Source organism: Komagataeibacter rhaeticus (assembly GCF_011611525.1).
In the GTDB taxonomy this organism is placed as follows: domain Bacteria; phylum Pseudomonadota; class Alphaproteobacteria; order Acetobacterales; family Acetobacteraceae; genus Komagataeibacter; species Komagataeibacter rhaeticus.
This window is the reverse complement of sequence record NZ_CP050139.1, coordinates 3,307,786-3,322,924: the sequence shown is the minus strand read 5'-3', so window position 1 is coordinate 3,322,924 and position 15,139 is coordinate 3,307,786. Positions and strand designations below refer to the sequence as shown.

Below are 15,139 nucleotides of genomic sequence, written 5' to 3'. Positions count from 1 at the left end.
CGGAAAACCGCGCCTTTCAGGACAAACCGGGCGCTTTTTCGTTCTCTGAAACTCGTTAACATGATACGACGTATTATATGAAGTGCAAACGCCTTAATATGGTCGGAGTCAGGCGGCGCAGTTGCCCGCTGAGGATGGGCAGGCTGCCTGGTTCCACCGTCCGTCCGGCGTCGGCCTGCAGGGAGTGCGGGGCGGATAACCGGGGATCCACTCAGAATGGCTGAGACCGGCCGACCGCTGCAGGCGGCGCGGCCGCCGACCGGCCTGTCGCCTGCCACGGCACGGGCCTACGCAGCCTCCTGGCGCGCTTTCGTCGGGACCCAGGCCGTCGACGGCTGCTTTCCGGTCGGCCTTGTCGCGGTGGCGGCATGGCTGGAGGCCCGGGCCAAGGGCGGACGGCCGCGGCAGAGCCTGGTGGTGGATCGGGCAGCGCTGACGGCGTGGTGTGCCGCCAATGGCGAGGGGCTCGATGTCGCCCTGCCCGCTACGCGGGTGCGCCGGACCGGGGCCGGGGTCGATGCGGCGTCCCTGCTGGCCGCCGTGCGACGCTGCGGGCCCGACCTGCCCGGGCTGCGCGACCGGGCTTTGCTGCTGCTGGCGGTCACGCTGGACATCGGCGCCGAGGCGTTGGCCCGGCTGACCGTTGAAGACATCACCGACACGACGGACGGCATGACCGTCGCCCTGCTGCGGCCCCGGTCCGGACGCCACCAGCTGCGCCGATTGCGGCGGCGCCGGGATCCGGCCGTCTGTCCGGTGCGGAACTGGGCGGCCTGGCGCGATGCTGCGCAACTGCGCTGGGGGGCAGCCTTCCGGGGGATCGATGCGCATGGCACGATTGGGGATTCATTGTCGGTGCCGGGGATCCGGTTTGTGCTGGACCGGGCTCTGGGCCGCCCGGATCGCCCGGCCTACCGGGTGCGTCGGACAAAATCCGGGTCCCCGCCAGAGTCCTCAGTCCGGACGGCGGCGCGCCGACGCACGACAATGCCCGCCCCGGACTGGGTCCGGACGACGCTCACGGTAAGTGGTCCGGTGGACGCGGTGGCCCGGTTCCGGGCGGCGGCCCAGGGTCCGGGGATCATTCCCTGGCAGGTGGATTTCGACTACGAACAGGCCCGCCTGCTGGCGCCGATGGCGAGGAAGGGGGCACAGGCGGTGACGCTGGCCCGGCTGCTGCGCCAGGCGTCCGAGCGCCTGCATCGGATTGCCCTGCAGCATCAGGCGGCGGGCACGCCGTCATGCGCGTTTGACCTGCACCGGCTGGTGCCGGTTCCGGGTCCCATTCTGGAAGCCGGGGCGGACTCCCGCGTGGCGGCGGCATGGCTGCAGGCGCAGTGGGGCACGCTGCTGCCGTTGCGCCGGGTGGAGGTCGAAGGGATGCGCGACCAGCGCATCCGCCGCAGTGCCCGGCTGGTCTACCGCTTCTGGTCGGCGGAATGGACGCCGTGGCAGGCGCTGGCCCGGGTGCGGACGGACTGGCCAGAGCTGGTGTTCGACATCCGGCCGCAATACGCGCGGGCTGATGCCGGGAAGACCGCCAATGCTACTTGACGAGGAAGACTGGGGTGATCCGCCGCGCCGGCGGCCGCGCCCGGCGGTGCCCGAGTTCCATGTCGAGGGGTTTGACGGGCCGCTGGACCTGCTGCTGGATCTGGCGGAACGCCAGCGTCTGGATCTGGGCGTGCTGTCCATTGCAGATCTGGCGGCCCAGTTTGTCGCTGAGGCGGAGCGGTTGGCCTGCACGACGCCGCTCATGCAGCGTGCGGACTGGGTGATCTGGATCGCCCGGCTGGTCTTCCTGCGCTCGCGGCTGCTGTTTGCCACCCAGGCAGAAAAACAGCTTGCCGAAAATGAAGCGCGCCGGACCGTCGGCCAGATTGAAGGGCTGTTGCAGATGCGCGCAGCGGCAGACTGGCTGGAAGCGAAGCCACAGCTTGGCGTGTCGGTTTTTACGCGGGGCGGAACAGACGTGGATCGTAGTGATTCTGTACGGCAAGGGACGTATTTCAGTCTGATGGAAGCCTGTCTCAGTGTACTGGAGCGGGAACTGGCGCAGATTGAGTTCTCGGTTCCGATCTATCGGATTGATGTGCCTGCCTACTGGCGTGTGACCGATGCATTGGCCTTTATCCGAGCGAAAATGAGAAACGGAGCTTTCCGAAGCATATGGGACTGTGTTCCTGCGACGCCGTTTGCTGAGCCTGAGGGATTAATCGCTCGTCGAGCGGCTGTAGCTGCGACATTTGTGGCTGGGCTGGAATTGGTGCGGCAGGGAGACGCATCGATCGATACGGTCGTATTTCCCATGGCATGATGTTAGCGATTGCAGACTCTTTGGAATGAGCGGGACAACGCCACGATGGAATGGTGTGCACGGCAGCCGAAGGCAGCACAAGCGCAGCGATATGCCGCTCTGCAACGTAGCGGAAGCCTTTTCCCTGTTCTAGAGAATTTCCTGGCTTTCGTTGCATCCTGTGACCTCAAAGAGGTCCGCATCTGGGGCAATGGTGCCGCATTGACAATATGTTGCTGTCCGAACTGTACCGCCGCCTCAAGCTGCGCGTGTCGTGGCAGTTCTTCAATGACCGTTGCTTCCGACTATTCACTCTCTGATGGCCACCTGAAAGAGATCGAGAATATCTTCGAGTGCGAAGATTCCATTAAGATTCATCCTGGCAGCTTCCGATAGTTTTGGAATGGCACGTTCGAAGATTGCCAGATTGATCTCCTCATTCAATCGGGAGGGATAGAGAATACCGTCAGGTTTGGCAGGATGGTTATGGAGTGCGAGTGACCATTGGCGCGCGGGACGCTGGTCCGACCCGCCGACTACATCGCTGGGAATGCCCATCCTTAAGGGATTTTCGCTCCGCAGATCGACAACCCGCAAATCAGTGACCACCACGATCTCCGCATAATCACGGTCGGTGATTTCCTGCTCGGCGAGCAGAAGCTCTCCGATTACGCCATCACGACTGTCGCGCAGGATGGCTTCCACGAAACAAACCTTCAGGGTGCTGCCGACATAAAGAACCCCAAACCGCTCAGGTGGCGGCAGATCCCTAGGATCGCTGAACCGGCTCTCGTTCTTGCCGAAACCCAGAGTGTCCGAAAACCGCCGCAACAGGATGCGCCCATAACGGGTACCGGCTGGTACTGTTGTCACAACGAGGTCAGCTTGGTCGAAGTTGCTGGGGGGTAGGCTTGCGGACGACATTTACGCGAAGGTGCCCTCGGCGATACTGGCCGCGACCGAGAGGACGCGTTTATCTTCTCCTTTCTCTAAGGCCGCGATTGCAGTCCGTCCTTCGAGTTCAGGGTGCCTTTGGGTGAGGAACCGGTAAATGGTCCACGGACTGTCGCCAAGCGCGGTAAACAGGTTCGGGATGATAGCGAACGGACGACCGTCGCGATCGAGTTGCCAGGCCGGGTAACGATAACCGCGTGTCGGGCCTTCGAGGCCGATCAGCTGGCGAGCGTGCCGACGGGCATTCACCGTGACACGGGTTGTTCCCATGCGCCGCGCCAGTTCTTCCGCCGTCACCATATCCTCATGGGCAAGAATGCTGGCGGCCAGCGCCTCGCCACGCGCCTTCGCGCGCGCCAGACCGCTACCGGCCGTGCGCTCCGCCGCCTGTGTGCCTGCAATGTCCTGATTCTCTGGAGGATGCACAATCCGGACTGTACCTTCGGGCGTGACTTCGACTGAAAAGCGGACGCCACGTCCTGTTTTCCGGGTCTCCGCCAGCGCGTGGCCGAGATTTTCGATCACAGAGCGTGCTGTTCCCACCTGTCTGGCGACAGATGTCAGCACAGTGCGTCCGACAGGAATGGAAACGGGTTGCACGCCGCGTGCGCTGAGAACCACAGCGCCGCTACGCGTTTTCGCCGCAAGGCGGCGCGATTTTGTGGTGAAAGAGGATGCAGTTGCTCGGGGCATGGCGTATCTCCTGCCGTATTCTTCTCATTTTCGATAAATCTGTCAAGTCCGATAAGTTCGTAAAGGTATGGCGTTTAACGTCATGCTTTCATGACCTGTTAGCAGCCTGTCAGTTGTCCAGAATTTCCAGGGCTGGAAGGTTCTTCACAATCTTCATGGTTTCCAGGCTGATCGTGATGACACGCAGGAACAGGTCCAGTGGATAGCGGGGGTCGTTCATGGTTTCGATAGCCCAGTCATTGGCGTCGTTGACGATACCGCTGGCCTTGTCGGTCTTCACGCATTGACGTTCCACTACCCAGTCGAGCGCAGGCTTGCCGTTCACCACGTATTCATAGGCTTCGAGAGGGATACCTGTGACAGTAATGCGGTCATTGTAATGCAGGATGGTTTTATCCTTGCCCTTGCCGTATTTCATCTGTGTCACTCGATAATCGGCGGGTGTCAGGGGCTTGTTTCCCGCATCGATCTGCACGCCCTTGTAGATGGGTTGGCTGTCGAAATTTACGTGTATTTCGCCTAACCTGCGACCAGCTTCAGAGAAGGCTTTGAAGGCTTCGTATGTCTTCACACGGGGGATGCGTGGCAGTTCCTTCCGCAGAGTATCCGCATAGCGTTCCTGGTAATCCGGGGAATGCAGAAGGCCATAGACATAATAAAATAGGTCTTTCTTGGTGATGACCTGACCCGGATAAGCATTCTGGAAATGCTTCAATCCTTCATCCGTAATTGCATCACGACGAACGATTCGTGATTGAGAAGGTTTCTGCCCAAAGAAGTCGCCTTGCATATCGCTCATCGTTCTTTCTCCTGTTCGTAGAGGAACATCGGAAAGCATTGAGTGCCGTCGATATCCACCATATGCAGACTCGGGAGGGCATTGCACATCAGGGCGCTGAAGGCATTTTTCTGCCCCCCGCTCGACAGGCAAATCACCAGATTTTTTTCTTGCTCCTCTATCAATGTAGTGTATAATTTTTCTGTTCTGTTCTGTTCTGTTCTGTTCTGTTCTGTTCTGTTCTGTTCTGTTCTGTTCTGTTCTGTTCTGTTTCAGAGTATCAATTTCATAAATGAATTGAGGGAATGCCTGATAACCTCCCATGGCTGGAGCGAGATTCAAGTCAATGGCGTGATTGGTCACAAATGCTGAAAAACCTTTATCCCCGCCTAAGCCCGGAACGCATATGATCAGATTATCCGCTTTCGCATCAGGAAAAAGTCGAGGCATCTGATTTATATAATTGTTTATATTCTTGTCAAAGTAGAGATACTGTCTCTGAAATGGACGATAGAGAGATAGAACTATCCGCTTGCCATCAAATGATAACGGCACATTTTTTGTAAAGTCCTGACGCAAGGAACGTGACCAGCTAATTCTCGTCGGGTCTGACGTAACAAAACCGTCCAGTTGTTTTTCCCGCTCTTTGCGGTCTAACGACGGGAAAGCATCATTAAATCGCTGAAGTTCTCCCTCATAGGTAGAAATCATTGTTTTAATATTGCTTTCCAAAGCAGAACGGGAAGAGTTAAAACACCATGCATCGCGTGCGGTTTCAACTCCACGGGAAAATAGACAGAACAGCATAGGTCCTGCGTTCTTCTCTTTACTTCCAATAGCAATAAATTTCCTGAAGCTGTCATCCCGTTGCCGTAGCCAGTCTCCATGTTCGTCAGGCGTGATGATCTGCCACAGACCTTCGCCGGTCAGACTGTTGACGCTGGCCAGTTCCTGAATACGTTTCAGCTTCTGCTCACGAGTCAGATAATCCCCAATATCATAAAACAGGATACGGCCCTGTTTCTTCGCATTTGGATTCTTGACCATGAGGGAAATGGCAATCGGCGCCCGGCTTCCAGCATCGAATATTTTTCCGCCTTCCTTGCGTGATGTTTCCCCTGATGTCCGCTGGTTGCCCCGCAGATGAAACACATGGATGGAGGAAAATTCTTCGGCCAGACACTGGCGCAAGCCATTTGCCGTATTGGCATCCAGAAAGCCTGCGTTGGTCACGAAACCGATGACGCCACAATCCCCAATGCGGTCAGATGACCAGCGGATGGCGCGGATATAACTGTCATACAGGGCGCGCTTGTTCGTGGCCGTGGAACGTTCTGCATAGGTTTCCGCAATGCGGGCATCCAAGGTGGGATAGGCCACGTTCTGGTTGTTGTCGTTCCCGCTTTCCTGCCCCACTGAATAGGGCGGGTTTCCCATGATGACACGGATATCCAGCTTCTTCTGTTTACGGATACGCCGATTGTTGTCCTCCAGGGTTGAACTCACCAGATCATGCGGTTCGTTCAGCCTGAAGGTGTCAGTCAGACAGATACCCTCGAAGGGTTCATAGTTCCCGTCCATCAGGTCGGAAAACGTGGCCTCGATATTGATGGAAGCGATATAATAAGCCAGCAGGACGATTTCGTTAGCGTGGAGTTCCTGTCGGTATTTATGGAGCATCTGCTCCTTCGTAATCAACCCGCTCTGCAATAACCGGGTGATGAATGTACCCGTGCCCGTAAAGGGGTCCATGATATGGACACCCTTGCTTCCAAGGGTCTGACCGAACTCGCTTTCCAGCACGTCGTTGATGGAACGGATGATGAAATCCACCACCTCAATAGGCGTGTAGACAATACCCAGGCGGTCCTTCAGGCGTGGGAAGGCTTTTTGGAAAAAGCCGTCATACAGTTCCTTGATAACCTTCTGGCGACCATAGGACGTATCAATGCCCGAAGCCCGTTCACGCACGCTGGCATAGAAAGCCTCCAGCCTGTCCGTTTCCTTATGCAGGCTGTGCTTGTCCAGAGCATCCAGAACCGTCTGCATGGCTCTGGACATGGGGTTGTCGCCAATGAAGCTATGGCCAGCGAACAGGGCTTCGAACACGGGGCGGGTGATGAGATGCTGTGCCAGCATCTCGATGACTTCGTCCTCGCTGATGCTGTCGTTCAGTTCCGTTCGCAGGTCTGACGTGAATTCCTTGAACGAGGTCCGGGCTTCCACGTTGTTGGGATTCTCCAGAATGGTTTTGATGCGGGTGATGTGGGTCTGGGCAATCCGGGCGATATCATCGGCCCAGTCTTCCCAGTGATGACGGTTGCCGACCTTCTTGACGATTTTGGCATAGATAGCCCGTTCAATTTCCCCAACTTCAAATTGCAGGGTTTCCTGCCTGTCGTCGTTAGGGAATGAAGCCTTCTTTCCAATTTTGTAGGACGAATGGGCTTTCTGGGCTGTGCCTGTTGTCAGGGCCTTTGTCTTGGCCGTGATCTTCTTCGTGACCGCGATGACTTCCATGCGGGATGTGTCAGGTCTGGCCTGAAGATCCATCTTATTGACCATGTGATCAAAACGGTCATCGTGAGAACGCAGGGCCTGAAGCACCTGCCAGACCACCTGATAGGTCTTGTTGTTATCCAGAGCCTGGTCTGGCTCAACCCCAGCCGGGATAACTACGGGCAGTACGACATAGCCCCGCTTCTTGCCTGGTGCGACCCGCATCACACGGCCCACGGACTGGACCACATCCACCTGTGAATTCCTGGGGGTCAGGAACAGGACTGCATCCAGCGCCGGCACGTCCACCCCTTCCGACAAGCAACGGACATTGGACAGAACCCGACATATGCCTTCCGGGGTCTCGTCCTTCAGCCAGGCGAGTTTGCCTTCCTTTTCGCTGGCGTTCATCCCGCCATCGACGTGTTCGGCTTCGCATACCAGACGGGCTTCAGGTTCAATGTCTTCCTGTTCCTGATATTCCTCCACGACCTGCTGGAACATATCGGCAATCTGGATGGAACTGACCTTGGATGTCCTTCCCTTGTAGTCGGGAGAAATGACCTGGCAGAAGGCGACGGCCCGCTTCATCGGTTCGGGGATAGTTGTCCCTTCACGAGGCAATCCGCCCGTCGCCAGCGCCTTCCAGCATCCAACAATTTTGGAGGCATCGGAGACGGTCAGGCCGTTATCGGGGTCATCCAGAAGCTTCTGGACACTACGGCTGACGGTTCCCTCGTCAACCGCCAGCACGATGACCTTGTAGTCCACCAGCAGTTTGCGCCGAACGGCCTCGGAGAAGGTGATGACATGGAACTCTGGCCCGTAGATGGCCTCATTGTTCATGCCATAGACAATGGCCCCTTCCTTTTCGGCCTTTTCCCGCGCCACATCGCCGTAAATACGCGGGGTGGCAGTCATGTAGAGTCGGTGCCTGCCAGCCAGATAATCCTGGTTATGGACGCGGACGAAGGTGCTATCGTTTTCCTCACCCCCGAAAGTGACCCCTGTTGTCCTGTGCGCTTCATCGCAGACGATCAGATCGAACTCGGGGAAGTCATGCTCTTTCTGGGCACGGCTGATGACATCGATGGAATGATAGGTCGCAAACACGACCGTCATATGCGCGTCGTCATGCCGTTTGGTGTGTTCGGTCGCCAGACGGCCGGGACTGGTGGTTGCCGGGTAGCGGATTTCGTGGATGTTGACCTTAATCTCGTCGTCGTTCTTCGCCTTCTTTTTTCCCACGTCACTGTCGGAACAGACCGCGAAGCTGTGGAGCGGCACCTGACTTTCCTGGGTCCATTCGGTCAGGGTCTGGGACAGCAGGGACAGGCTGGGGACGAGGAACAGGACACGACCACCGGCCCCGACCTGCTGCTCCGCGATTTTCAGGCTGGTGAAAGTCTTGCCCGTCCCACAGGCCATGATCAGACGGCCACGGTTATGACTCTTGAATCCTGCCAGAACCCGGCTGATGGCGGTTTTCTGATGCTCGCGGGCTTTCTTCTGTGCCCGCAGGATAGGAGCAATCTTGGGCTGATATTGCGACCAGTCAATCAGGCTGGTTTCCAAGATGGGGTGGACGGCCCCCATGCGGCATCAATGTGCCATGCTGGGGTCGGAATGACCATTCAGAGGAGACCGCCCGGATGAAAATTACCATGATCGGCCTGGATATCGCCAAGTCCGTTTTTCAGGCGCACGGCACAGATGCAAACGGAAAATGTCTTCTCAAGCGAAAGCTCGGGCGCAGCGAGGTTGCCTCATTCTTCGGGAAACTCGAGCGGTGTCAGGTCGTGCTCGAAGCTTGCGGCACATCGCATCATTGGGCGCGCGTCATCCGCGATGCGGGTCATGACGTGAAACTTATTCCGCCGGACATGGTCAAGCCGTTCGTCAAACGTGGCAAGAAAAACGACGCTGTTGACGCCGCAGCCATCTGTCTTGCGGCACTCCATCCCGACACGCGCTTCGTCCCGATCAAAAACGAAGAACAGCAAAGTCTGCTCTCGTTACACTCAACGCGCACACTATTGGTCAAACAGCAGACGATGCTGGTCAATGCGTTGCGCGCGCTCGCAGCGGAATTCGGCTTGATCGTGCCGTTGGGAAACAGTCGCCTGCCCGATCTTCTGGCGAAAATCGAGACATCACCCGGTTTGCCCGACGTCATGAAGCAGACCGTCATTTTGCTCTTCGAACAATATGGAAAGTTGAGTGAAAGCATCGGATGCCTGGAAAGGCGAATCCAGGCGCACGCCAGGCAGGACGAAGATGCCCGTCGTCTTTTGACAATACCCGGCATCGGCCCGATGACCGCGTCCTTGATCGTGGCATCTGTCACGGATATCGACACTTTCGAAAGTGCGCGGCACTTCGCGGCCTGGCTTGGACTTGTGCCGCGCCAGCACTCGTCCGGCGGAAAGGTCCGGCTGGGCAGGATTACGAAAACGGGCAACCGGGAAATAAGGAAGCTGCTCGTTCTGGGGGCGACATCCATGTCCTTCCGCGCGCAGAAATGGACAGGCGCCGCAGGGGCATGGCTTTGCAAGCTTCTGGAGCGTCGCCCAACACGTCTTGCAACCGTCGCACTTGCCAACAAACTGGCCCGGATCGTCTGGGCTCTGCTGTCGCGCAAAGAGATCTATCGTCCGGCCGGCCGCAATGTCGCTGTAATCTGACATGCGCTGCCAAGACGATGGATGCCGGGGTTCGCCCCGGTAGATCCGGCAGAATGCACTGACCAGCGTGATGGGAAGACTGTAATTCAGGAACAGTTCAGGCGATACCGTTGTATGACATGTGCCATCGAGCACGTTTTCAAGATTGGTGCCTGACACGCAAGCGCACACCCATAATGGCCAGCGAAGAACGTCGCACAAATAGGCCGGACATAAGGGCGCACCTGACCGGATCCCCGCATCCTGCGAGCAGCGATGCATTCCACCGAGAAAACAAGATTTAGGGAAACGCAGAGAGATAACAAATGTGATCCATTGCATCGAACCGGCCGTCCACATAGGTCATACAGATCAATCTTGCTGACGGGCGGATGCTGGTTCGCAAGCGATGCCTCGGCATTGTCGGTCCAGTGGTTGGTCGTGGCGACAATGATACGTCGGGCAAAATGCTTTTTTCCCGAGGCGGTGAAAAAGCTGTCGATATCCTGCTTGCTGATACGGTGAGACGGGGCATAGAATTTGCACTGGATGGCATGGTATTCACCGGTGCCCCGCGTTCTGGCGACCAGATCGATGCCCGTGTCTTTCGCGACATAGCCTTCTTGGGTTGCCCAGTCCTTGTATGTCCATACCTGGTCATACAGGTCCGCGTAGCTCGGCTCTGTTCGCAGGTAGCAGACAATCAGTTCCTCGAAGTAGGTGCCTTTCTCGCGCTCTGTGACGGACAGATTTCTATAGGTATCAAGCAGTTGGGAAAGCGCGGACATAATCGGGCAAGCCTTTGGACGGTCTGAAAATCACGTCTGACCAGATTAACCCTTGCCATAGGGATGGGGAATAGGGCCTGCTGACAAAAGGTTTTTTCAGACTGACGTGGACATGATTCAACGCTGGTATTTGCGGAAATCTATGAATGCGTGGCGATCTGACGGACGAAGAAGGGGCGATCATTGGCGGCCTGCTGCCGCCTGAACGTGAGCGTTGGTCACGACCGGCACAGGATAACCATCTGTTTCTCAATGAAATGCTTTATGTCCTGCGTGTCGGTTGCCCATGGCGGAACATGCATGAGCGTTACGGAAAATAGAACTCCGTCTATGTCTGGTTTCGGCGGTGGGCTGAGTAAGGCGTCTGGCGCAAAAGGCGACATTTAATAATTACTTCCCACAGGAGCATTCGCGACCGTCAGGGCATTGTCGGGCAGAGGGCGCTGCAGTTGCAGCGCTTCGTCCAGAGGGGCATTCATCCAGAGATCCAATTCTCCCGGCCGGGTCAGGATGACCGGCATGGCTTTCGGATGAATGGTGCCGACTTCCCGATTGGCTGTGGTGGTCAGGAAGCCGAACAGGTCATCCGTTGTCTCGCCATCCGCCAGTTTTCGTACTGACGTCCACTGGCACCAGATCCCTGCAAAGAAAGCCAACGGCTCCCCATCGCTGCGGACAAACCAGACGGGCCTGCTGGTCCCATCTGGCAGGCGCTCCGGTTCGGAAAAGGCCGTGAGCGGCACCAGGCAGCGATGCGCCACACCTTCCCAGCGCTTCCACCAGGTCGAGGTCGGGTTGCGGATATTGGTCACACCCCGATCGACCCTGTGGCCTTTCAGGTAGTTCGGCGGCGTGGGCATGCCCCAACACGCCATGACCAGTTCACGCCCGTCCTGCGCGTTCCGCACGATGGGCGCCAGGGTGTTGGGCCAGATCTCGGGCAGGGGCCGGAGATTGCCGGTGCGGTCGGTCATGACCCGGGCCGCCTCCCGGATCGCCTGCTGGCTGCCGGTCATCGCATAGAGGTTGCACATCACGCCGTCCTTTCGCGAGTCCGGATATGGGTGTCCTGCCGGATGGTATCCACCCTGCACGAAGGGGGTGGCCGGACTGTTCCTGATAAACCCCTGCAATCCAGACAGTTTTCATCGAGCCTGGATCGGACGGCAGGCCTGTGCCCGCGCCCGGATCGCAACCGCTTTTCCAGGATGGGTTGACATTCGTCACCATGCCAGAACAAATAACGAACACGATCACTGATTCCGTGTCAGAAACACCCGAATGGACTGTCCGACCCCATGCCCGCACCCAAACCCCGTCCCGCGCTGGAGGCGCTGAGAGCACAGGTCAGCCGCCTCGAAGGCCAGGGCCGACGCAGGCGGGGCGTGCTGCCCTTCGGCATGCCCGAGATTGACGGTCGTCTGCCAGATGGCGGCCTGGCGCTGGGCGCGCTGCATGAGGTGGCAGGCGGCGGCCATGACGCCCTGAATGCAGCAGCGTCCGGCCTGTTTTCCGCCGGGATCGCAGCGCGGACACGGGGCAAGGTGCTGTGGATCGCCACCCGTCAGGACCTGTATGCCCCGGCATTGCAGCAGGTCGGGCTGTCGGCGCGACGGACCATTTATGTCGCGGCCAGTTCGGACGTCGATGTCCTGGCCTGTTTCGAGGAGGCATTGCGCCATCAGGGACTGGGGGCGGTCGTGGCCGAGGTGGCCCGCCTGTCCATGACCGCCTCACGCCGCCTGCAGTTGGCGGCCGAGACATCCGGCGCGCTGGGCATCGCCATACGACGCTGGCGGCGGCATACGGATGCCGCCGATTTCGGCCAGCCCACGGCGTCGGTCACCCGGTGGCGGGTCTCGGTCCTGCCATCCGTGCCGCTGCCGGTCCCCGGCGTCGGCCGGTCCCGCTGGCTGTTGGAACTGATCCGTGCCCGCGCGGGCGAATGCGCTGATTTCGAAGTGGAGGCCTGTGATGCCAAAGGGAGACTGGCACCGTGTCGTCTCGCTCTACCTGCCGCTCTGGCCGACAGACCGGATCAGGAAGCGGCTGGGCACCGACGCGCCCGCGCCTGACTGCCCATTGGTGCTGGCCGGACGGGAAGGGCGGCGACGGGTCGTGCTGTCGGTTGATCTCGCCGCCCGCAGGCTGGGCCTTCGCCCCGGCACGCCTGTCGCGAAAGCGCAGGCGCTCCATCCCGATCAGCTCATCATGGATGCCGACCCGGACGGTGACCGGGCTGGGCTGGAGCGGCTGGCGCTGTGGTTCCAGCATCGCATCGCCCCCATCGTGGCACCCGATCCGCCAGACGGCATCGTGCTGGATACGACCGGTGCCGATCACCTGCATGGGGGTGAGGCCGTCATGCTGGAGAACATGGTCACGCGCCTGAAGGAGGCCGGGATCACGGCCCGGGCCGCGATTGCCGATACATGGGGTGCCGCCCATGCGCTGGCGCGTTATGGCCGGGAACGCATCACCCTCGTGCCGCCTGGTGAGACGGCGGCAGCGATCACTGATCTACCCATCGAAGCCCTACGCCTGCCAGCGGATATCATTGATGGCCTCCATGGGCTGGGCGTGTCACGCATCGGTCCTCTGGCCGGCATGCCGCGCGCGCCGCTGACCCTGCGCTTCGGCCCGGATGTCGTCCGCAGGCTGGACCAGGCTTTCGGGCGGCAGGCGGAAGCCATTGTCCCGGTCCGGCTGCAGGCACCGGTGCAGGTCAGCCGGAATTTTGCCGAACCGATCAGCGCAGCCGAGACCATAGCCCGCTACATCACCAAACTCGTGCCGCCTCTGTGCGCCGGGCTGGAGCAACGCGAACAGGGCGTGCGCCGCCTCGACCTGCTGCTGCACCGGGTGGACAGCCGAACCGAGGCCGTCCGTGTGGCTACGGCCATGCCGGTGCGGGACGTCAGACGCCTGACCCGTCTGCTCTGTGACAGGATCGAGACCATCGATCCGGGCTTCGGGATCGAGCGCATGGTGCTGACGGCTTCGCTGGCCGAGCCGATCCTGCACCGCCAGGGTGTATCGGCCCTGATCGAGGAAGAAGAGGCCGACGTCTCCGACCTGATCGATACCCTGGCCAACCGTGTCGGCACGCAGGCCCTGTATCGCTTCGCCCCGGTGGAAAGCGACGTGCCCGAGCGGGCCGTCTGCCGCGTGCCCGCCCTTGCGCCCGAAGATACACGGGAGTGGCCGGATCACTGGCCGCGCCCCACGCGCCTGCTGCCCCGTCCCGAGCCGATCCAGACCATGGCCGTGCTGCCCGACCATCCACCGGTCTTCTTCATCTGGCGCGGCATCCGCCACCGGATCAGATGCGCCGATGGCCCTGAGCGCGTGTTTGGCGAATGGTGGAAAGGGGATGGCGAACTCACCACCGTGCGCGATTACTTCCGGGTGGAGGATACCAGCGGCGAGACATTCTGGGTTTACCGGACCGGGGATGGCGAACATGGCGAGACCGGTTCGCAGGGCTGGTTCCTGCACGGTCTCTTTGAATGAGCGTGGCATACGCCGAACTGCAGGTCACGACGTACTTCTCGTTCCTGCGCGGCGCATCCTCACCAATTGAACTGTTCGAGCAGGCGAAGGCCCTTGGCATTGAAGCGCTGGGCATCTGCGACCGCAATTCCCTGGCGGGCATGGTGCAGGCCCATGTCGCGGCCAAAGAGACCGGCATCCGCCTGGTCGTGGGCTGCCGTCTCGACCTTGCCGATTTCGCGCCCGTGCTGGTCTACCCGACGGACCGGGCCGCCTATGCCCGGTTGTGCCGACTGCTGAGCCTTGGCAAGGCCCGGGCCGGGAAGGGGAAATGCCATCTGCTCTGGGAGGATCTGGTGGCATGGGGCGAGGGGCTCCTTGTCATCCTGCTCCCGGATACGGCGGATGATGCCTGCGCCCTGCATCTGCGCAAGCTGCAGGAGGCCTTTGCCGACCGGGCCTCCATGGCGCTGACCCTGCGGCGCCGGCCCAATGACCAGATGCGGCTGTATGAACTGGCGAACCTCGCCCATCAGGCGCGGGTGCCAATGATCGTGACCAATGACGTGCTGTTCCACACCCATGACCGGCGCATCCTGCAGGATGTGGTGACCTGTATCCGCAACCACACCACCATCGACGAGGCCGGGTTCGCGCGTGAGCGCCATGCGGACCGCTACCTCAAGCCGCCTGCGGAAATGGCCCGGCTGTTCAGCCGGTATCCCGAGGCGATCGACCGGACCCGTGAGATCGTAGCCCGTTGCCGCTTCAGCCTTGATGACCTGGCCTACCAGTATCCCGACGAGGTGTCCGTTCCGGGCCAGTCACCGCAGCAGGCGCTGGAAGCCCTGACCTGGGAAGGGGCGGCAGCGGCCTATCCCGAAGGCATTCCGCCCGATGAATCATAATCCACTGAAATCACTCAACTCATTTTCGGTCAGACACTAAGAAATGAAGGGCAGATTCTTATTTTTGT

The 15,139-nt window shown here is 59.5% G+C and carries 11 protein-coding genes and 1 pseudogene; 7 read left to right on the top strand and 5 right to left on the bottom strand.

The features are described 5' to 3' along the window. The first annotated feature begins 216 nt into the window (after positions 1–216). Complete coding sequence (locus GWK63_RS15275) at positions 217–1,554, top strand: site-specific integrase (protein ID WP_172459691.1); 1,338 nt, start codon at positions 217–219, stop codon at positions 1,552–1,554. Further along, entirely contained in the window at positions 1,544–2,317 is a 774-nt protein-coding gene (locus GWK63_RS15270; protein WP_034931780.1) for a segregation and condensation protein A, read from the top strand. The genes GWK63_RS15275 and GWK63_RS15270 overlap by 11 nt, the downstream gene beginning before the upstream one ends. Before the next feature lie 288 nt (positions 2,318–2,605). Here GWK63_RS15270 and GWK63_RS15265 read toward each other — a convergent pair whose 3' ends face one another. From GWK63_RS15265 to GWK63_RS15255, 3 genes are all read right to left on the bottom strand, one after another. Next, on the bottom strand, positions 2,606–3,220 hold the full coding sequence (locus tag GWK63_RS15265; RefSeq protein ID WP_039998314.1) for an RES family NAD+ phosphorylase: 615 nt from the start codon (positions 3,218–3,220) through the stop codon (positions 2,606–2,608). Further along, positions 3,221–3,775: a hypothetical protein gene (locus tag GWK63_RS15260; protein WP_007396369.1), complete on the bottom strand. Its 555-nt coding sequence runs from the start codon at positions 3,773–3,775 to the stop codon at positions 3,221–3,223. Positions 3,776–4,052: 277 nt separating this feature from the next. After that, positions 4,053–8,795 carry a DEAD/DEAH box helicase gene (locus GWK63_RS15255; RefSeq protein WP_166498166.1) on the bottom strand — a complete coding sequence of 1,581 codons (4,743 nt, stop codon included), beginning with the start codon at positions 8,793–8,795 and terminating at the stop codon, positions 4,053–4,055. 77 nt (positions 8,796–8,872) lie between these two features. Between GWK63_RS15255 and GWK63_RS15250 the strand changes: the two genes are divergently transcribed. Then, positions 8,873–9,904 carry an IS110 family RNA-guided transposase gene (locus GWK63_RS15250; RefSeq protein ID WP_039998313.1) on the top strand — a complete coding sequence of 344 codons (1,032 nt, stop codon included), beginning with the start codon at positions 8,873–8,875 and terminating at the stop codon, positions 9,902–9,904. An 86-nt stretch (positions 9,905–9,990) separates the two neighbouring features. Here GWK63_RS15250 and GWK63_RS17080 read toward each other — a convergent pair whose 3' ends face one another. Beyond that, positions 9,991–10,671, bottom strand: coding sequence for a restriction endonuclease (locus GWK63_RS17080; RefSeq protein ID WP_007396362.1), 681 nt, complete (start codon positions 10,669–10,671; stop codon positions 9,991–9,993). A 146-nt stretch (positions 10,672–10,817) separates the two neighbouring features. Here GWK63_RS17080 and GWK63_RS15235 point away from each other — a divergent pair, with 146 nt between their 5' ends. After that, on the top strand, positions 10,818–10,991 hold the full coding sequence (locus GWK63_RS15235; RefSeq protein ID WP_007396361.1) for an IS5/IS1182 family transposase: 174 nt from the start codon (positions 10,818–10,820) through the stop codon (positions 10,989–10,991). 63 nt (positions 10,992–11,054) lie between these two features. Here the strand turns inward: GWK63_RS15235 and GWK63_RS15230 are convergent, their stop codons facing one another. Next, positions 11,055–11,705 (bottom strand): SOS response-associated peptidase, encoded by a 651-nt coding sequence (locus GWK63_RS15230; protein WP_034931775.1) that lies wholly within the window; start codon positions 11,703–11,705, stop codon positions 11,055–11,057. Positions 11,706–11,969: 264 nt separating this feature from the next. On the opposite strand from GWK63_RS15230, the gene GWK63_RS15225 reads away from it, so the two are divergent. From GWK63_RS15225 to GWK63_RS15215, 3 genes and pseudogenes are all read left to right on the top strand, one after another. Beyond that, on the top strand, positions 11,970–12,746 hold the full coding sequence (locus tag GWK63_RS15225; protein ID WP_007396358.1) for an ImuA family protein: 777 nt from the start codon (positions 11,970–11,972) through the stop codon (positions 12,744–12,746). Further along, positions 12,646–14,184, top strand: coding sequence for a DUF6504 family protein (locus GWK63_RS15220; RefSeq protein ID WP_225063286.1), 1,539 nt, complete (start codon positions 12,646–12,648; stop codon positions 14,182–14,184). Before GWK63_RS15225 ends, GWK63_RS15220 begins: the two co-directional genes overlap by 101 nt. Further along, positions 14,181–15,062, top strand: a pseudogene (locus tag GWK63_RS15215) (PHP domain-containing protein); the annotation flags it as partial. The gene GWK63_RS15220 and the pseudogene GWK63_RS15215, both read left to right, overlap by 4 nt. Between the last annotated feature and the right edge of the window lie 77 nt (positions 15,063–15,139).